We start from the raw sequence: 19,336 nt of genomic DNA on the forward strand, positions 1-19,336 counted from the left end.
TACAATTTCTATACTTCTATTAAATCATAGCACTTAAAGTGAACTTTAAGTCAATACCTTTTCTGACAAAAAGAAGCGAGTTTCGGAGGTAGAAAATGTTATATACGATTGGAGAAATGGCAAAAAAAATGAACCTGTCACCATCCACGCTGCGGTATTACGACAAAGAAGGGCTTTTGCCATTTGTGGAGCGTTCCGGCGGCGGTATCCGAATGTTCAAGGATTCTGATTTGGAGTGGCTTTCCATTATTGAATGTCTCAAAAAATCCGGCATGGTGATCAAAGATATTAAAAAGTTTATTGACTGGTGCATGGAGGGAGATTCCACCATAGAACAGCGTTTGAATTTAATCGACAGGCAAAGAGAACTTGTTCTCGCACAAATCGCACAGATGCAGGAAACTCTTTCTGTTTTGGATTATAAGCACTGGTATTATGAAACTGCGAAAAAAGCCGGAACCTGTGCGGTACATCAAAATATGGGCCTACAGGATATTCCAGAAGAATTTCTCTGTGTGAAAGAAAATATGAGTAGGTCTTAGCGGAATTTTTACAAGTACAAGAAAGTGGCAAGCAATGCCGGTGTTAATACACTCGGCCCGCAGAGTGAAAAATCCTGCCGTGATTTCCCCCTCCGCTTTGCTTGTTGAGGGTAGCGCCCCCAAGCCCCCTTGAACGCAGAATTTCATTCTGCGGCTGCGCGTCCGTTGGACGCTTTGGACCATGACCGGCTCACCGCTGGTCATGGTCTTTTTCCTGTTCTTTTTTCTGCTCCTCGTCCATTTTCAGCAACCGGTCTACATTGGCCTTGGCGGTCAAAAGTTCCCGCATTTCCTCGCGGGAGCGCCGGTACTCGGCGTAGGTTTTCTTCTTTTCCTCCAGCAGTTTGGCATACTCGGCTTGCAGGTCCTTGACCTTGGGCAGCTTCATCACACCCATCTCGTCAAAGGCGTTTTTTGCCGCCTGATGAAGCAGGATTTCTTCCTCATGCTCATCCCGGAATTTCCGGGAATAACCGGCCTTTCGGTAGGCGACATAAATCTCGCGGGTCTTGGCATAGTTGACGATATGGGTCCGCAGGACGGCGATCTCCGCCATGCGCTTCTCCGCCGCCTTGATCTGTGCCGACAACTCGTTGTGGTGGGCGGTGGCTGCCGCCGCTTTTTCTGCCAGCTCCCCATAGTCCAGCAGCTGATGTTCGGTGAGAAAGTTTACGGTCTGCGCCATTTGCTTCAGGTTAAAAACCTTGGCCCAGCGTGTGTACCCAGCGCCTTTCCCAGCCTGTAATTTTGCCTGAATGTCAACCAGCAGATTGACCTTGGGAGGCTCCGGCTGCACGGCGGATTTTTTACGGGGCGTATGCTGTTTTTCTCCGGCCAGCACCGCACGAATTTCCGCTTCACTGTACCCGGCCCCCAGCTTGTCATCCATGCGGACTACATTCTTCCAGCCGGGCGCTTTGAGCCGGATGGCCTTCCCGCGCCGGGATACCTCACAGCCCATTTCCGAAAGCAGCTTTAGCAGCGCGTCAAAGTCTGCGGGTTTTTGCTCCAGCGCCCGGTCAATCATCACCCGCAGCTGCTCCCGATGGGAGGGCTTGGCCTGTTCGCCCAGCCACTTGTTGTAGCTTTTTCCGTGGGGCTTGGGGTCCTCCACAATGGACAGCCCGTTCTCAATGCAGAGGGTGTCGCTCAAGCGCCGGACGGCTTTCGTGCTGCCCCAAAAGTTGCGGAACTTCCGGTCACAATCTGTATTGACCGCCGACCAGATGATGTGATTATGGATGTGCGATTTGTCTGTGTGGGTACAGACTACAAAGGCGTGGTTGCCCTTGGTAAACCGTTTGGCAAATTCCATGCCCAGGCGGTTGGCTTCCTCCGGCGTGATCTCACCGGGCTTGAAGGACTGGCGCACATGGTAGGCGATCACATCGTCCGCACCGCGCACCCGCCCGGTAGCGGCTAGGTACTGCCGCTTTGCCAACAGGAACTCGGCATCGGCGGTCCGGCTGTCACAGCCATAGCCGGTAATCCATTTTCCGTTGTCGGTCTTTTGCGGATTTGCCACATAGTCGATAATGTCGCTGACCGCTTGGCTCTCGGTGCGGCCCTTGCCAGTATGCAGTGGCATGATGCGTGTGGTTGCCATAGGGAAGAACCTCCTTTCTAAAAAAGAAACGGCCTGCATGGTGCAGACCGCTTTTGCTATTCTATAAAATCGTCCTCGATGTCCTCTAACCGCTTCGGAGGAAACCTCATCTCGTATTGTTCTTTTGCCAGCGCACGAACTTCCGGGCGCTTATCTTTCATTCGGTTTTTCAGCCAGGAAATCTGCTCCTTTGATAACCGCCAAGGGAGATTCCGTAAGCGGTTTACCGTCATTTGCTCCGCTTGCTTCTCCGGTGGCAAAGAAGCACAGGATTTACAGATATGCGCCGCATGACCTTTGCCGGAAAATTTTTCGTTAGCCTTATATTCTCCGCAGACTTTACAATAATGTCCATGCTTCTTCATAGGCTCGATTTCTATTCACTGAGCGCATATAAACTGCGGACCGCCCCCATGATGATGTTCCACTCCAAATCTGCCGCATAGGAAAATTTTTTACGGTACGATTCCCAAAGTTTCTGCATCACCGGACTATTTTCCACTTCTTCAAAAACTTCGGCAGCTTCTGCAAGATGTTGTTCTGTCCCGCGTTTGTGGGCAGTGGCCCGCAGCGCATCATGGAGAATCTGTGGGTCCAATGTGTTCCCATGCAGCTGTTCCAGAATATAAATGTCATAGAAGTCTCTCATGCGGGTGTTGGTGGTGGTTCTGGTAATGATCGTTTCCAGCTTTTCGGCCAGAACCGTTTCCAGATTGTACGCCCAAATATCAATGGAGCGATCTTCCAGCATCAGCTTGAAAGAGTATCGGACCTCCCTGGGGGTAATGGCATCTCCTGTGGAAATGTCGATCTTCAAAGGTGTTACCACACCGTCAAATGTTGTGGTCATATTCACGCGAATACCCGGATATTCCGCCTCATCCATAATCTCTGAAATGCTTTTCAGCTGGAATTTTACGCCATCGTCAAGCGGGACACTCACAATAGCGGAAATCAGATTCTCTATGTCCTCCACATTGACGTTGGCTCCTTTTACAGTAGCGTCCAAGTCCATCGTGGAACGGGCATCCAGACCAACCATAGCCGCTACCAGCATACCACCTTTCAGAATAAATTTGTCACGATATTCAGAAAGGGAGATGCGTTCCAGAAAACGCTCCATCATATAGTTTCGCATCAAGAGCTGGGCATCCGCTGATTTTTTCTTTGAGAGATTGCGAATCAAATCTTTTAGCTGCCTTGCTGTTTTTATCATAAAAGCACCTCCAAATACTGCCGCAACAGTTTTTCTACCCGGAACATACCGGCATACCGCATCAAAGTCCGCAGGTCTTTATCTTTTCTTCTGGCATACATCTTTAACGCACCTTGAAAAGTCTGCATCTCCATGCTGTTCCGGCTGCGGAGCAGATCGCAGATGGTGCGCTCCATATCATAGACAGGAACCGTATGTCCAAAAGGTGTTTGAGCCGTTGTCAGACCCACCTCATGCAATTCTGCTTTAATGGTAAACACCTGCACACCTTCAGCTTTTAGTTTCGTAGGATTGTAGCCTGTTTTAACGGTAACGGTATATTCCATTGGTTCACGATCTGTCAAATCATGAAAAAACAAGGCCGTATCATGGGAAAACACTGCCTGTTCAACTCGTATATGAAGTAAATACATGGCATCTACCCAAGCATCCCTGGAAAGATAAATTCCATGTGCAACTCGATCCAATTTCCGTGAACGCACATAATCATAAAAAACAGGCTTGGAAATACCAGCAGATACTACTTGAGCTGTTCGCAGCATTCCATCCTGTATTTCCAGCAACTGATCCAGCTGTTCAAATTGTCCCACCGTACCACTTCCTTTCACACTAATATTATAAGTGATATTAGTCCAAAAGTAAAGTGATGAAAATTCGGCATAATTTTACTGACAGCTTAACATTCAACAGTTTAGGAAATATGAATAGGCAACCTCAGCTGCCTATTTCGTCACAATATAAAATAATCTGTTTCTTTTTCTGTTTGGCACACCGCAGTGTTGCGGCAGCACCGCCCCAATCATGAAGGACATAGGCCACCACTACATCAGCGGATTCTACCATCCAGCGGTTCCTATGAGAAATCGCAAAACGGCGCGGCACATTTTCCAGCGGCGGGTACACTGTGCTGTCGTAACCGGAAGTGTCTTTCCCGGTGTTGAGATAGGCCAGGACAAGAACCAGCTCAATTTGTGGGTACTTTTTCTTTTGCTCCCGCACAATGGATGCTGCCAAACCGTCAAACTCCCCGTAGCCTCCAAGAAAAAAAGTTGTTGCTCCTTGCTCAATCAGGTTTTGTGTTACTGTGCGAAGCCAATCCGCAATATCATCTGTTTTTGTAATTTGTGAATGGCCACAAAATGTTACATTCATACGATGGCACCCCTATTACCATCATACTGCAAACAACTTGATTAGTACAGATACAGGGACTAATTTTAGCAAAACTGCCCATATACTAAATATAGTATAGTCACAGGGGCGGTGAATGAGATGAAGCTAAACGAGGCGGTAAGCAAACGCCTTTTAGAATTACTGGATGAAAGAAATATGACACAGTATCAGCTGTATATGAAAAGCGGCGTTCCCAAATCTACTATCGGAAATGTCATCAACTGCTCGTATGATTCTGTTAAACTCCGAATCATTCACGAGATGTGCCAAGGAATGGGGATTGGGATAGATACCTTTTTTGCATCGCCGCTTTTTCAGGAAGATAATCTGGAACCATAAAAACCTCCGACGAAATTTGTCGGAGGTTTTTTATATTATCCATACACCCTATCTTGAATGGCAAATTTCAAGTCCTGCACCTTGCCCAGCAGCCAGATGGCAGCCATCGGCAAGCCAAAGGGAGAAATCAGAAAAGCTAATATCAGAGCGATGATCCCATTTTGACGAGGACCAACAATCAACATAAACACTCCACAAAAGGCGAAGAAGGTGCTGATAAGCCCCAGCACCAAGCCGGAGAGATACACCAGCCCCGCACAGAGCCAAACAAATAAAGTCAGTGCCAGAATTACCGGAGCCACCAAAATCTTCAACAGCAATTTCAGCATAAACCCGATTGCCTTCATGATTCTTCCTCCTCCCATTGTTCCCGAAAACTCTGGCAGAGAATTTCTGCCTGCCTTTCATCTTCTTCCGTTACTTCCCGGCATCCTTTGGTCCGCTTCATCACCTCGTAGCTGCTGTAATCGGAAAGCAGCACCTCAAACAGTTCATCCGGCGTCCTGCTGAGAAGTCCGTCCACACAATAACGGGAATCTCCATTCCAGGTTACGCGGAGATACCCATTCCTGCAAGGGAGAACTTCTTCCTCTAGATCACAGTCCAGATAATCCCGAAAGATCTCCAGCACTTTTTCAAAGGTTTTCATCTATCCTCAACTCCTTTGCAGCAATCTATTTTCTACTCATATTATCCTGCCGGTGCAGCCAAAAGACAAGGATACGGGCAAAAAGAAAAAGCGGAGGAAGGCGCGGCGAAGAAACGCCGTTCCTCCCTCCGCAGATGGGGTAAATGTTCTGGTTATGACAGTTTAGAGAGCTGGGCCAGTATCTCCTTAACCCCCTCCCATAGCTGTTCCTGCCGCTGGGATATATCCTCCAGGTCGGCATCGTAAACCCGTCCGGTTTCATGCACCTTGCGGGTCAGCTGGTTTAGGTTATTGCTGGAATAGCGCATGAGAGACACCAGTTCTTTCAGTTCCGGCAAATCCAGCTGCACCACATAGCCGTCCACAGCCATTTTCCGCAGATAGGCGCTCAGGTTTTTTGTCCCAAACTGCGCCATTTTCTTCTGGATCGCATCCATCTCCGCAGCGGAAACCCAAAACAGGACCGGTACATCCCGCTTGCGCCTGGGGCTGCTCATCGCTCCGGCTCCCGTTTCTTCGGGACGGCAGGCTTGCGGGCAGGCGATTCCTGCCTGAGCTTTTGCAGGACAGAGCTTTTCTGCTGTTCCTGCATGGTTTTTCTGGCCTGCCTGGTAAACAGATCGGTCAGACCGGGATTGACCCCATCCACAACCAGATAGGCACAGTGGCGGGAAGCGCCGCTGTCCTCCGGCATGGGAATGGTTTTCGCCCAGGCTTTATTGTCCTGAGAGATACGCCCGTCATGGTTCTTGTGCTGGATGGTGTTGGCAAGAATAAACTGTACCCGTTCCGTCCCGAACTTTTCCAGCACATCTTTGACCGCCGCCTCCGTATCCAGCCGGTTCTCTGCATAGTGAGCGCTGATAGCCTGTTCAATGGCTTCTTTGCAGGCGCTGTTTGCCTGATAAGAACGGTTATACTGTGCCATCTCTCCATGCTCGGACGCATAGGCGGCAGAATGGGGATAGAGAGGGGCAGTTCGTAATTCTTCCTGCGCCCTGCACACATCATCGGCACGGTTCTCAATGCTGTCCCGGATCACATCCATGTAGCCGGTTTCCAGTTTTTCAAAATAGCGGTACACATCCGCCAGCGGCGTGGGGGAATCCAAAAGCGCCTGGGCCTGGGCGTCGCTCAGTTCCAGTTCCTCCATCGCCATCACAATGTCCTCCCGGACGGTGTACTCATAGGCGTGGTCCAGAACCTCTGCCGGAGGCTGGCTTTTCAGCCAGTCCCGGTATTGGTCCTGTTCAGCGGCCATCTTCTCATGGAGGGCCGTATTCAGATCGTTGGGGTTCATGTTATCGCACCTCCTCATGTTGCTTCGGTTTCTTTTCAGGGCTGCGGGGTGGCACCGGGCGTTTCAGGCTGTCCAGCACCGAGGGCCGCGCACTCTTGGCCATCACGGTCTCCGGGGCGGTATGTCCTTTGTCCCCGATGTTCAGCAAGGTATCCAGTTCCACCAGACGGGCCGTTTTAATCTGCAAATCATCTTCATACAGGAATGGCTTGCTCAATTCCTCCTTGGCGGCGGCCTGTTGCTGGTAAAGGTTGTTCAGCTGATTTTGGACGGCCTCCAGACGCTGGGGCATTTGTGCCAGGGCGTTGTCGATGCGGGTGAGATTGCCGCGCGGGTCTGTGCCCAGGGTCGCCCGGTGGGTCATTTCCCCTTTCAGCAGGAGCGTATATTCCTGTTTCCACGCTTGAAATTCCACCGACATGGCAAAGCCCCGATAGCTGCCGATTCGCACCGGCTCAGAATCCTTGACCTCCTTGCAGGCGTCCAGCAGGGCGGCTCCGGCGTTTTCCTTATCCGTCAGCACATCGCCCCGCACCTCCATCCCGGCAAAGCCATCCTCCGGGTGTGGATGGGCGGCAAGTGTCTCCAAATCTTTCTCGAAACCTTTGATATAGCCCTTGTTGTTTTCGATTTCCTGGGGGAAGTATTTCAGCAGCTGGTCCTCCAGACGGTACTGCTTGCTCTGGTGGTCGGCCTTCATCAGCTTCAGACGGGCAACCTCCACATCCAAATCCATGCGCTCCTTGATACGGGGGTCTCCGGCGCACAGGGCCTTGATCTCAGCAAAGGACAGCGCCGTTTCGTCCACATCATCACAGGAGCGCACCGGGCTTTTGCTGGTCATGATCTGGCTGATGAATTTCTGCTTGTTCTCCACCGTCTGCCATAAATAGGCATCAAAAGTTCCCTCGGTGACATAGCGGTACACATGGACCAGAGGGTTTTTGTTGCCCTGGCGCTCGATGCGGCCCTTGCGCTGGGCAAGGTCTCCCGGACGCCACGGACAATCCAGGTCATGGAGGGCCACAAGGCGGTCCTGCACATTGGTGCCAGCGCCCATTTTAGAGGTGCTGCCCAGCAGAACACGCACCTGCCCGGTCCGTACCTTGGCAAACAGTTCTTTTTTCCGCACCTCCGTGTTGGCTTCGTGGATAAAGGCAATCTGGTTGGCAGGCATCCCCTGGGCGATGAGTTTTTGCCGGATGTCCTCATAGATGGTAAAGGCAGGCTCCGGCTTGTCCAGCGGGATAGCATCTTCCAGCGCGTGCAGGGTAGGATTATCCAGCTGCTTCGCCGCCTTTTGGGGTGGAGCCGCCTGGGGCGTGGAAATATCGCAGAACACCAGCTGGGTCAACTTATCCGCGTCCCCATCCCGCCAGATCTGCATGATATTGTCCACGCACTGATTGACCTTGGTTCCCGGTTCGTCCGGCAGAAGCTGGTTGATAATGCGCTGGTCCAGCCCCAGCTTGCGGCCATCGCCGGTGATTTTGAGCATATTGTCCACTCTTGGGTCCACAGAACCGTCGTGGACCTGGGAAGCGCGCTCGGACAGAACTTTCACCATTTCTTTCTGGTGTTCGGTAGGCTGGGCCACGATGTTGTGGTATTCCACCTCCGGCGTGGGCAGGTTCAGCTGGTCGGCGGTCTTGATGTCCGCCACCTCTTTGAACAGGTTCATCAGCTCCGGCAGGTTGAAAAACTTGGAGAATCGGGTGCGCGCCCGGTAGCCGGTTCCCTCCGGGGCCAGTTCCAAAGCGGTCACGGTCTCCCCGAAGCGGCTGGCCCAGCAGTCGAAGTGGGTCATGTTCAATTCTTGCAGGCGGTCATACTGGAGATACCGCTGCATGGTGTAAAGCTCGGTCATGGAGTTGCTGACCGGGGTCCCGGTGGCAAAGACCACGCCCCGGCTGCCGGTCAGTTCATCCATATAGCGGCACTTGGCGAACATATCGGAAGATTTCTGCGCGTCCGAGGTGGATAAGCCCGCCACATTCCGCATCTTGGTGTATAAAAACAAGTTCTTGTACGAATGTGCTTCGTCCACAAACAGCCGGTCCACACCCAGCTGCTCGAATGTCACCACATCGTCCTTACGGCTCTCCGCCTGCAATTTTTCCAATCTGGCTTCCAGAGATTTTCGGGTGCGCTCCAGCTGCTTAACGGTAAAATGCTCGCCGCCGCTGGCCTCCACCTCGGCAATACCCTCGGTGATCTCGTCGATCTGCTCATAGAGGAGCCGTTCCTGACGCTCCCGGCTGATGGGGATTTTCTCGAACTGGCTGTGTCCCATGATGATGGCATCATAGTCGCCGGTGGCGATCCGAGCGCAGAACTTCTTGCGGTTGTGGGTCTCAAAGTCTTTTTTGGTGGTGACAAGAATATTGGCAGAGGGATAGAGCCTCAGAAACTCCGATGCCCACTGCTCGGTCAGGTGGTTGGGAACTGCAAACAGAGATTTCTGGCACAGCCCCAGGCGTTTGGCTTCCATCGCGGCGGCTACCATTTCAAAGGTCTTGCCCGCGCCTACCTCATGGGCCAACAGCGTATTCCCGCCGTAGAGGATGTGGGCGATAGCTCCCAGCTGGTGGTCCCGCAGGGTGATAGCTGGGTTCATACCGCCAAAGGTGATGTGTGACCCGTCGTATTCGCGGGGTCTTGTGCTGTTCATTTCCTCGTTGTACTGATGCACCAGAGCCTGACGGCGCTCCGGGTCTTTCCAAATCCAATCGCGGAAAGCGTCCCGGATGGCCTGCTGCTTTTGGGCGGCCAGGGTGGTCTCTTTGGCATTCAGCACCCGGCGCTCCTTGCCGTCCGGGTCCTCTATGGTGTCGTAGATACGGACATCCCGCAGGTTTAGGGACTCCTCCAGAATCTTGTAGGCGTTGGCGCGTCTGGTTCCATAAGTGGTATAGGCCGCCACATTGTTTTCCGATACGCTGTTTTTGCCGGTGATCTGCCACTCCGCCGTAAACGGGGTGTAGTTGACCTGGATATTCCGCTGCATATAAAACGGGGTATCAAAGGTTTCGTACATAAACTGCTGGATGTACTCTTTGTCAATCCAGGTCGCGCCCAAACGCACCTCGATTTCCGACGCATCTAGGTCCTTGGGCTGGGCAGCGGTGAGGGCTTCCACATTGACCGCAAAGGAGGGGTCCTGCTGGGCTGCCCGCTGTGCCTGCCGTAGCTTGCGCCGCACATTGCCAGACAGGTATTCATCGGCGGTCACATAACGGGATGTGCCGTCCGGTTCCAGCTGTCCCGGCACCCGGAAAATCACGCCTTGCAGCTCAGCGGCCAGTTCCTCCGGGGATTTACCAGCCAGCTCCGCCATATACGCCATATCCACGCAGGCTTTTTCGGAAATGGAGACGGCCAGGGCTTCGCTGGCAGTATCCACAGAGGTCACAGCCTCATGGGGCTGGATGGTACGCTTGGTGAACATATCCGCCTTGCGCTCCAGCCTGCCGTCCTCGTCAATGACTTCCAGTGCGCAGAGCAAATAGTAGGAAGAATCGTCGGAAAAGGCCAGCCGGTTCGCCCGGTCATTGATAAGCCCATACTTGGCGGAGAAATTGTCATAAAGCCGGTTTAACTCGGCCTGTTTCTCCCGGATGGCGCTGTCCGGTGTGGCAGCGTCCATTTCAAGGTCAATGAGTTCCTGCACACAGTCCCGCAGTCCCACCAGCCCTTTCACACGGGCTTCAGCGGTGGCGTTCAATTCCGGGCGCACCATGCGGCTGTTCTCCCGGAAGTACACAGCGCCGTCCACCACGGTATAGGAGTAGTTTTTCACATTGGGGTCAGCGGGGATGGAGGTGTCGATGGCTTCTCCCTCGCCCAGTTCCGGCAGCTCGGCCTCCTGATAAGTGCCGCAAATGTATTTCACGGCATCGTGCAGCTGCTCGGCCAGTTCCAGCCCCTCAATAGGAATCACCGTGTAGTCCTGTTTCCCGTATTGGGTGCTTTCAGCGGTGGGGCGGCCCAGCACCATCTCCGGATGGTCCAGGAAGTAGCGATTGATAGCAAAGCCGTCCTCGGTCTGGCCGGTCTGTGTCCATTCCGGCGAAATATCCAGAGGCCGATCTCTCTTTTGCAGGAAAATGATGTCCGAAACGACCTCCGTACCGGCGTTCTTTTTGAAAGCGTCATTGGGCAGACGGATGGCCCCCAACAGCTCGGCGCGCTGGGCAAGATACCGGCGCACGGCGGAATCCTTGGCATCCATCGTATAGCGGCTGGTAACAAAGGCCACCACGCCGCCGGGACGCACTTGGTCCAACGCCTTGGCGAAAAAGTAGTTGTGGATGTTGAAGCCCAGCTTGTTGTAGGCTTTGTCGTTGACCTGATACTGACCGAATGGAACATTGCCGACAGCAAGGTCATAGAAGTCCCGCCTGTCAGTGGTCTCAAATCCGGCCACAGTGATGTTGGCCTTGGGGTAGAGCTGCTGGGCGATCCGCCCGGAAACCGTGTCCAGCTCCACGCCGTACAGACGGCTGTTTCGCATTTCCTCCGGCAGCATCCCGAAGAAGTTGCCCACGCCACAAGACGGCTCCAGGATGTTCCCGGTCTCAAATCCCATGCGGCCCACGGCCTCATAGATGGCCCGGATCACTGTGGGGCTGGTGTAGTGGGCGTTGAGGGTGGAACCTCTGGCGGCGGCGTATTCCTCCGGGGTCAGCAGTTCCTTCAGCTGGGCATACTCCGCAGCCCATGCAGGCTTCTCCGGGTCAAAGGCATCGGCTAGACCGCCCCAGCCCACATACTGCGAGAGAAGGTGCTGTTCCTCCGGGGTGGCGTGGCGGTTCTCCTGCTCGATCTGTTTCAGCGTGGCGATGGCCTTGATGTTGCGCCAGAATTTTTCCTTCGGGCCGCCTGCACCCAGGTTGTCATCCGTAATGCGGAAGTTCTCCGGCGCGGGCTGCCGGGACGGTTCTGGCTCCGGCTCATTGGTACGCAGGGTCTGGATGGCTACATCATAGGGCAGATGATTCTTGTCGCCCGGATAGACGGCCACCGGCTCGGTAGTAAAGCTGGGCCGTGCAGGTTCCGGCTCTTGCTCCAGATGCTGGCGAATGACCGAAATCGGCTCCACCCGGAAGATGGGAAAGCCCGTGGCGTTTGCAAAAGTTACATCTTGCAGTTCCACCCGCCCGATGTCCAGCTCCAGCTTGCTCACCTGGAAGGTGCGCCCGTCCAGCGCAAAGGTGGTTTCTCCGGGAATGAGGTTCTGCCGGGCGTACTCCAGATCGGTCTGGGTCACGGGACCAGGATGGAGGATGGCCTGCACCTTATCCCGCAGTTCGGGGTCATCTCGGAATTGAACGCTGTCAATCCACTCGTATGCCTGCTCCCAGGTCTGAAACTCAACGGGATAGTCCGTCCCATCAGGATCGGAGAACCGAATTTCCTGCCGTTCCGGGGAATAGGTGTCGTACATATATCCTGCCGCAGCGATGGCATCCACGATCCGGCGCTGTTCATCGTTCAGGCTCAAATAGGCGGGCAGCGAGGTCTGGTCCTTCACACTGTTCAGGAAGTCCAGCTTCTGCTGCAATTCCTCACCAGAAAGGGTGCGCTCAGCCTCGGTCTCGTCAGCGGCGATCTCCGACGCCTCCGCCATGACCCGCTGAATGAACGGGGAGCTGTCCAGCTTTTCCGGGTCCACCAGCTGGCCGTTCACAATGCCGCGCTCAGCCAGGGCCTCTCGAATGGCGATGGGGTCAATGTTGTCAAATCGGTCCTGCTCCGCTTCGGTGTAGAACCGATCCTCCTTGATAAGCTGGGCAATCCGGCGCTGTACCTTGGACCAGGGCAGTTCGATTCCTTCAGGACTGCCGGCACGGATGACAAACAGGTTTTTGCTGTCGTTGCCGCTATACTCATGGGCAAGCCATGCGGCGGTGTCTTTCTCCCGTCCGTGCTGCTCCATATAACGGACAACGGCGTGCTTGCTCTGAAGATTGCCGTTCCATGCACAGATGGCATCGTCAATGTCATCCTGCGAGAGAGGGCGCAGCATTTCATGGAGCCGTGGGTAACTCTCGTTGATGACTTCCCGATGCAGGCGTTGCCTAAACTCCGGCATATCCGAATATAGCCGGAGCAGCTCCATGTTGCCAGCGCCCAGAACCGCACGGCGGATGGCGGCGTTACCCTCGATCACGGCATTTTCATGGTCGCTGTGACCGCAGGCGTTACGGTATGGCACATCCTCCATAACAGCGTCAAGAACAATGGGCTTGTACTGCTCATGCAATTCGCGGAGGGTCGGTTTGGCCGGTGCCAGCTCCGCAGTCTGGAACACCCTGGTTCCGTCGGCACCAAACTCCGCTTCATGGGCATTGATGTCCTGTTCGGCTTCATGGTCAACAGAGGTCATGGAATATTCCTGACGCTCCTGACCACCCTCCGGGACAGCGGAAATAGTCACATCATGCTGATCCCGCAGCTGTTCCACAGCCTGTTCCAGCCGGTTTGCCGGAAAGCCGCACATTTCCACGCGGCCACCGCCGGGGATGGCGCGGGTCGTGAGGTTGAGGTCCAGTTCCGCAGCGGCTTCCTTGGCGTCCTCGCCGTAAATCTCGAAGAAATCGCCCATCTGATATAGAATCAGGTCATCCGGGTGACGCTCCTTGACCCCGTTGTATTCCCATATCACCGGGTCCGGCTGCTGAGCTTGTATCGCATTTTCTTCGGCCAGGGCCTTTTCTGCCTGAATTTTGTCATACTGCGCCTGTTCCTGTTCGGTGAGATAGCGTCCCTTTTGGATTAGATCGGTAATCCGCTTTGCAGCTTTCTCCCATGTGAAATGCACATCCGGGCAGCCAGCCTTTTTATAACGCAGACCTTTTCCGTCGTGATCTTCCCAGCTGCCCCCAGCGCCGGATAGGGCGTGGGAGTGGCCGCCAATACCATACTCATGTTTGAGAAAATTCACCTTTTCTTTGTCTGTATGGGGTTCCTGGAAAAAGGTGAAAATCCGGCCTTTACCGCCCTCAAAACTGCTTCCTCTGGTCATGGCTGCGTCGATCTCGTCCTCGGTGATGAACTGCTTGACCGATGGAACATCCTGCATTTCAGAAGAAAAAGTCCTGCGGGGAAGGGACAGGTCTTGCAGGCTTTCCCAAATCTCTCTGGGCTTGTGGTAGTGGAACCGCAGCAAATCCCGATCCTGCTGGTAGGCCGTCCAGAAGGCGGCGTATTCTTCTGAAAGGGTCTGGCGAAACTCCGGGCGGTTCAACTGCTCGGCAAGCCATGCGGTTTCTTCCGGGAACCCGGTTCTCTGAATACCGGACAGACAGGCAAGATACCCGGAATCTCTGGCTTCGTCGCTGAAATCGTGGTACAGGTTCCAAAACTTTTCTGCAAGGAGGGAGCGCTCATAGCCTGCCGCTTCGGTCAGTTCTACATTGGAGACAAACTGACCGTCCTGTAAAAGCTGACCGATACGCTCGGCGGCGCTCTCCCAGGAAATAGTCTGGGCGGACTTGTCGTAACGGGCAGACTTGCCACGCGAAAGACGGATACCGTCCTCGGCATACCATGCGGTGACGCTGCCGATCCCGTTGCCGCCGTGATACAGATTTTTCAGGGTGCTTGCGATCTCGGCAGTGGACTTCTGCTTCTCAAAGGCCGCCACAATGCGTTCCCGCTGGCGGTCCGTATTACCGCCCAGCCGCAGCACATGGTCGATGTCAGCCTGGGCAAAAGAAAAAGCAGAGGATGTTTTCACATTCTCTGCTTCGTCGATGATTCGGATTTGTTCGTTTTCGGAAAGGAAGAAACTCAGCTGTTGATAAGTTCCGCCATCAGGATTTCCTCGGCCTGAGCCTTGCAGGTGTTCATCAGGCCCACCCACTTCATCGGGTCGCTGGCTTTCAGCTGCTCCGTCGCGCCCGCTGCCGCTGCCAGCTGGGGCATCAGCTGTTCCAGACGGCTCTGTGTGGTCTCGTCGATCTCGATGAGGTGCGGGTACAGCTTCTCGCTCATCAGAAGCTGGTTGTAGAGGATGGGCCGGTGTTCCTTCAGATACGCTTTCCGCATCCTGCCGTACTTGCCCAGGGGCTTCTCCGGCTGTTCGCTCAGTTTCAGGTTGGGAATCTGATAATCTCCGTTCTGGATGTAGGTCATAGGATTCTTCATGTTGATTGCTCCTTTCTTGAATAGCCTCATGCTCATAGTTTCGGATGGTGACGCCAATCTGCCGCAGCACCTGCTGGTTAATCTGGCTGACCGCAGTTCCCAGCGCCCCAATGGTGGCAGGAGTGTTGAAGTCAAAAATCGCCATAAAATCCTCGTGGGAAAAATAGCGTTCCGGCTCCAATCCGCAGCGGGACATCAGTGCATAGGTGATGCTGACGGTGGCGGCTGCCTTAAACTGTGCTTCGATGTTAAATTCATCATATTCTTCTAAAAAGGAATCGTCAACGATATAGAGAAAGTCCTGACGATGCTCGGTCCAGTATTCGCCTGCCAGCTTGTGAGCCACCGCCTCCAGCTGCTGGGCAAGGTCCTCGCCGCTGACCTCATAGGTGCGTTCCAGCATGGCAGACACAGGCTCCTGATACGGTTCCTCCATCTTCCATAGCCAGGGGGTGCGGGAATGTTCGCGGGTTCCGGTATCAGAAATATCGAACACATAGCGCAGATGAAGTTTGTCGCCGGAATCGTCCACCAAAGCGATGCCCTTGGAACCACGGCGTACATACCGGCCCATTTTTTTGTTCCATAGGTCATACTCCGCACAGGCGGTGGCGTCCGGGCGTTGAGCATAGATCATCAGCTGTTCATGGAACGGGTATTTGTATAACCGGGCGGCGGTGGTGAGAAAGCCCGCCCACTCCTGCCAGCTGCTGGTGAGCTGGGTCGTTACCTTTTCGGCCATCTGGCGGTAAAATTCTGCATTACTCGGCATGGTGTTTTGTCCTCCCTTCGTGTTGAATGGAAACGGGGCGGCGCAAAAGGCCGCCCCGTTGGGTGTTTATGAAGTGCTTATTCGTCAAAATCCGGGTACAGTTCCAGCTGGGCAAACGCATCGTCGCTCATGGTTCGGAGCTTCATAAGGGCGCTGTCCGTCAGTTCCCGCAGCTCCGTTTCCTCCGGCGAAAGTTCGCCGCGCATCTCGGTTAGGGCTTCCATCAGCCCGGTGCGGCTGCCGGTGTTGTAAATGCACATCAGGTTCATTTCCTCAAAAGTGAAGTTTCCCATATTAAATCTCCCTTTCCGCGCTCTTTTTGGGCGCTGCCTTTTTGTGTTCCGTCCTGGGTTGGCTTTTCAGCTGCTCCATGACGGACTTTTTCTTTTCCCGTTCCTCCCGGTGGGCGGCGGCAGCCAAATCCATGAGGGAGATCGGCTGGCCGCTGCGGGCCTGCTGTTCCAGCTGGGCCACCGTCGGCTCCTTGGGGCCGTTGTTGATGATTCCGTCGATCATGCCGTAATCATCCTCCACCGCCATTTCCGCGTTCTTCAGCGGATTGTCCGGCAGAAATCCGGGAACCTGCTCAAAGCCGAAGCTGTCGCAGTAATGACAGGATACCTTGCCGTCCCGCTTGATGGCAACGATGTCGCTGACGCTCATGGACGGATGCCGATAATCGGCAGGATGTTCATTGTTGAAACGGTAAAAGAGCTGTTCGGTGGTATCGCCTTTCAGATCACAGGGCTGTAATGGGGCGGTGTAAACCAATTCATAGTTTTCACGCTGCACCGTCTGCCCGATGGACTTGAGCCATTCCAGACCCTCATATCGAATATCCCGCAGTTCATCGGTGTGCTTCACCTGATAAATGGCAAAACAGTCGCCCTCATGGGAGAGAAACGCCTGCTCCCGTTCCTCCTGATGGTTCATACGGTCCTTGACAATCTCCCCAAACTCTGAACTTTCCTCCCATTCCTCGCGGGACACGGCAAAGAGGCCGTCATGGGCGTCCAAGTCGGCGGTATCAAAGGCCATTTCCGGGTTTTTGCCCTCCTGGACAATGTAAACAGTTAGGTCACGCTCCATCAGCTCATACGCCCGTTCTTTGGAGAGGGGCAGAAGGTCGTTGTCCAGGTAGCCGCATTTCTCCAGAACGTCCTGGGTCAGTGCCGGGTCCGGCATGGGGTACTCATCCAGCGCCTGTTCCTGTGCGTCGGGCAGTTGAGTGGAAGGAGCCGCAAAATCTTCGGCCTGCTGGCTGACCTGTTCCTGCATTTGCTGACAGGCGGCGTCCTGTAAGGTCTCGATCATGGACAGCGGTGCCTCCTGAATCGACGGGTTTTCCAGTTCCAGCCCTTCGCAAATCTGCCGGACAGCCGCAGAACGGGACAGCTCCGGTTCATCCAGCTGGCCGCCGTCCAGTTCTTTCATGGTTTCTTTGTCATAGAGGGTGTAGTCCCAGCCGGTATCGCATGGCTGAATATGGAGATAGGTGGCGTCGTTCAGAAGAAACAGGGCCTCGGAGGGTTCCGCCGGTTCCTGCGGGGAATGTTCCGCATTGTCGGAAACCTCCTGATATTCTGTGCGATAGAGAGAGGCAAGCTGCGCGGAAAGGTGTTCCGGGTCCCAAAAATCGCTGTTCTCGGCATCCAGGGCAGCGCCACTGTCCAAATTCATCTCCACTTCTTCATCCTGTTCCCATTTTGTCTGTTTCTGTTCTTCCAAAAAGAGGACCATATCCGCAATGTCATGGCGCAGGATTTTATCCGTGTATTGGGCAATCCGCGCCTGAACCTCCGTTTCCGAAAGGGTTTCAGGATGAACCGCCTGTGCATACAAGACATACTCCTGTGCAAAGGACTCTGCCTGTTCTCTTACTGGCGGCAGAACCACCGGAACAGTTTCTTTTTTCGGTGCGGTCAGGTCAATGCCGCGCTCCTTGCAGATTTCCTTATAATGGCGTTCCATGTCGTTAATCAGCTCGCAGGAGGTCTTGTTGATGGTCTCCAAACTGGCTTTTAATTCTTTCAGGTCCTTGTCCTTGCTCCAGGTGGCGATATACCCAAAACTGTTTGCGCCGGTCTGGATACCAAAATACTGGCAGACCGCATAGGAAATGCTCTCGGCCTCCACTTCCTCGGTATTGCGGTTCTTGACAGCCTGCTTTACTGCCGTCAGATCTTCCTCCACCTCCAGCCGCCACTCGAACCGATTCTCGTCCACATAGCGCCAGCCATCCTCGGCGGCAGCCTGTTCTGCTTCCGCTTCAGTGGCAAAATCCAGGCGATAATCGTGCTTGATGCCGCCCTCACTTACCATGACAATCTTCCAGGTCGGCTCTGCTTCGTAATTCTTCGGGTCGTGGAGCTTGCTGTGTGCAACCTCGTGAACGGCGGCAGAAACGGTCTGTACCTCGCTCATCCCCGGACGGATGGCGATGCGCTGCTGGTCGGAGGAAAAATATCCGTCCATGTTGTCAGCCATCGGCTCAAACTCGATAGGAACCGGGGCAGAGCGCCGCACCGCCTCCAGAAACGCCTCATAGTGCGGCACCGTACCGGACAGGGAAGAAGCCAGCTCCGGCAGGGGCTTGCCGTCCGTCTGGCTCACATCAAACACCTTGACCGGGCGGAACATGGGGATCTCGATTTCCTTTTCTTCCATGACCGCCTTGCCGTCTGCGTCCAGGATGGGGGCCTTGGTGTCCGGGTCGCGTTTCATTTCCTCGATTTTCTTCTTATAGGGGGTGGGCGCGATAATGGTAATGCCATGCTCGCCCTTTTTCACATGGCGCTCAAACTGGTTTTTCCACTTGTTGAACCCTGCCACCAGGGTGGCGTCCGGGCGCTGCATATAGATAAGCATGGTGTTGTTCACCGAATAACGGTGAAACTTGGACATGACGGACAGGTAGCGCATATATTTTTCGCTCTCAAACAGTTCCTTGATACCCTGCTCGATGCCCGCTGTGATTTCCTGCAACCGTTCCCGGTTGGTGGGCTTATCAGCCATGATTTTCACTCTCCTTTCCAAATTGGCAATCTCTGATTGATGTTCAGCGATCCACAGCTTTTGTTCCTCCGGGCTTTCCTCCAGAAAAAAGTCCAGCAGATAGCCCACATAATCCTTTTGCTGCACCGCCTCCAAAAAACGGGGGTGCATGGTTTCCTCCGGTGTTTTGGGTGTGTAATTGGCTTCCCACTTTCTGAGCAGATGGAAGTAGTCCGCCAGAACCCGAAAGGCATGGTCTCGGCTCTCCTTAAATTTCTGCGCCTCGGATTTCTGCCGGACATAGTATCTTCGGGGAGGGGCCTGGCTGTCATAGATGAGGCCAAAATCCTGGGCCAGCTTCTCGGCTGCTTCTTTTGGGAACAGGTTGTAGAGCCGGGCGGTCAGTTCAATCACATCGCCGGTGGCTCCGCAGCCAAAGCAATAGAAGTAGTCCTCATTCAGCTTCATGCTGGGATGTTTGTCATCGTGAAAGGGACAGCAGGCCATGCCACCCCTTTTGACTTCAATCCCATACATTTGCGCGGCCTCTTTGATCGGAACGGATTGCTTGACCGTTTCAAAAAGATTGACCAT

The 19,336-nt window shown here is 54.0% G+C and carries 15 protein-coding genes; 2 read left to right on the forward strand and 13 right to left on the reverse strand.

The window, feature by feature from the left end; all coding sequences use genetic code 11:
* Window positions 1-95: 95 nt before the first annotated feature.
* Window positions 96-542 carry a MerR family transcriptional regulator gene (locus tag LK436_RS01775; RefSeq protein ID WP_008394566.1) on the forward strand — a complete coding sequence of 149 codons (447 nt, stop codon included), beginning with the start codon at window positions 96-98 and terminating at the stop codon, window positions 540-542.
* A gap of 190 nt (window positions 543-732) precedes the next feature.
* Here LK436_RS01775 and LK436_RS01780 read toward each other — a convergent pair whose 3' ends face one another.
* The 5 genes from LK436_RS01780 to LK436_RS01800 all read right to left on the reverse strand — a co-directional run bounded on the left by LK436_RS01780 (window position 733) and on the right by LK436_RS01800 (window position 4,516).
* Entirely contained in the window at window positions 733-2,148 is a 1,416-nt protein-coding gene (locus LK436_RS01780) for a relaxase/mobilization nuclease domain-containing protein (RefSeq protein ID WP_044930267.1), read from the reverse strand.
* A 56-nt stretch (window positions 2,149-2,204) separates the two neighbouring features.
* On the reverse strand, window positions 2,205-2,513 hold the full coding sequence (locus LK436_RS01785; RefSeq protein ID WP_008394569.1) for a hypothetical protein: 309 nt from the start codon (window positions 2,511-2,513) through the stop codon (window positions 2,205-2,207).
* 11 nt (window positions 2,514-2,524) lie between these two features.
* Window positions 2,525-3,364, reverse strand: coding sequence for a nucleotidyl transferase AbiEii/AbiGii toxin family protein (locus tag LK436_RS01790; protein ID WP_008394570.1), 840 nt, complete (start codon window positions 3,362-3,364; stop codon window positions 2,525-2,527).
* A complete protein-coding gene (locus LK436_RS01795) occupies window positions 3,361-3,954 on the reverse strand; it encodes a type IV toxin-antitoxin system AbiEi family antitoxin domain-containing protein (RefSeq protein WP_044930268.1) in 594 nt (197 codons plus the stop codon). The genes LK436_RS01790 and LK436_RS01795 overlap by 4 nt, the downstream gene beginning before the upstream one ends.
* 124 nt (window positions 3,955-4,078) lie before the next feature.
* Window positions 4,079-4,516 carry a hypothetical protein gene (locus tag LK436_RS01800; RefSeq protein ID WP_008394572.1) on the reverse strand — a complete coding sequence of 146 codons (438 nt, stop codon included), beginning with the start codon at window positions 4,514-4,516 and terminating at the stop codon, window positions 4,079-4,081.
* A gap of 120 nt (window positions 4,517-4,636) precedes the next feature.
* On the opposite strand from LK436_RS01800, the gene LK436_RS01805 reads away from it, so the two are divergent.
* Window positions 4,637-4,876: a helix-turn-helix domain-containing protein gene (locus LK436_RS01805; protein WP_008394573.1), complete on the forward strand. Its 240-nt coding sequence runs from the start codon at window positions 4,637-4,639 to the stop codon at window positions 4,874-4,876.
* 35 nt (window positions 4,877-4,911) lie between these two features.
* On the opposite strand, the gene LK436_RS01810 is transcribed toward LK436_RS01805, so the two are convergent.
* From LK436_RS01810 to LK436_RS01845, 8 genes are all read right to left on the reverse strand, one after another.
* A complete protein-coding gene (locus tag LK436_RS01810) occupies window positions 4,912-5,223 on the reverse strand; it encodes a CD1845 family protein (protein WP_008394574.1) in 312 nt (103 codons plus the stop codon).
* Complete coding sequence (locus tag LK436_RS01815; protein WP_008394575.1) at window positions 5,220-5,525, reverse strand: hypothetical protein; 306 nt, start codon at window positions 5,523-5,525, stop codon at window positions 5,220-5,222. Before LK436_RS01815 ends, LK436_RS01810 begins: the two co-directional genes overlap by 4 nt.
* A gap of 152 nt (window positions 5,526-5,677) precedes the next feature.
* Window positions 5,678-6,022: a plasmid mobilization protein gene (locus tag LK436_RS01820; protein ID WP_008394577.1), complete on the reverse strand. Its 345-nt coding sequence runs from the start codon at window positions 6,020-6,022 to the stop codon at window positions 5,678-5,680.
* Window positions 6,019-6,825, reverse strand: coding sequence for a DUF3849 domain-containing protein (locus LK436_RS01825; RefSeq protein ID WP_044930269.1), 807 nt, complete (start codon window positions 6,823-6,825; stop codon window positions 6,019-6,021). Before LK436_RS01825 ends, LK436_RS01820 begins: the two co-directional genes overlap by 4 nt.
* A 1-nt stretch (window position 6,826) precedes the next feature.
* Entirely contained in the window at window positions 6,827-13,909 is a 7,083-nt protein-coding gene (locus LK436_RS01830) for an SNF2-related protein (RefSeq protein ID WP_416207816.1), read from the reverse strand.
* 710 nt (window positions 13,910-14,619) lie between these two features.
* The gene (locus LK436_RS01835; protein WP_083794702.1) at window positions 14,620-14,976 is read right to left on the reverse strand and encodes a TnpV protein; all 357 of its coding nucleotides are present in this window, start codon (window positions 14,974-14,976) and stop codon (window positions 14,620-14,622) included.
* An 849-nt stretch (window positions 14,977-15,825) separates the two neighbouring features.
* The gene (locus LK436_RS01840) at window positions 15,826-16,041 is read right to left on the reverse strand and encodes a transposon-transfer assisting family protein (RefSeq protein ID WP_008394580.1); all 216 of its coding nucleotides are present in this window, start codon (window positions 16,039-16,041) and stop codon (window positions 15,826-15,828) included.
* A 1-nt stretch (window position 16,042) separates the two neighbouring features.
* A complete protein-coding gene (locus tag LK436_RS01845; protein ID WP_008394581.1) occupies window positions 16,043-19,336 on the reverse strand; it encodes an LPD16 domain-containing protein in 3,294 nt (1,097 codons plus the stop codon).

This window comes from Clostridium sp. M62/1 (genome assembly GCF_020736365.1).
In the GTDB taxonomy this organism is placed as follows: domain Bacteria; phylum Bacillota; class Clostridia; order Lachnospirales; family Lachnospiraceae; genus Otoolea; species Otoolea saccharolyticum_A.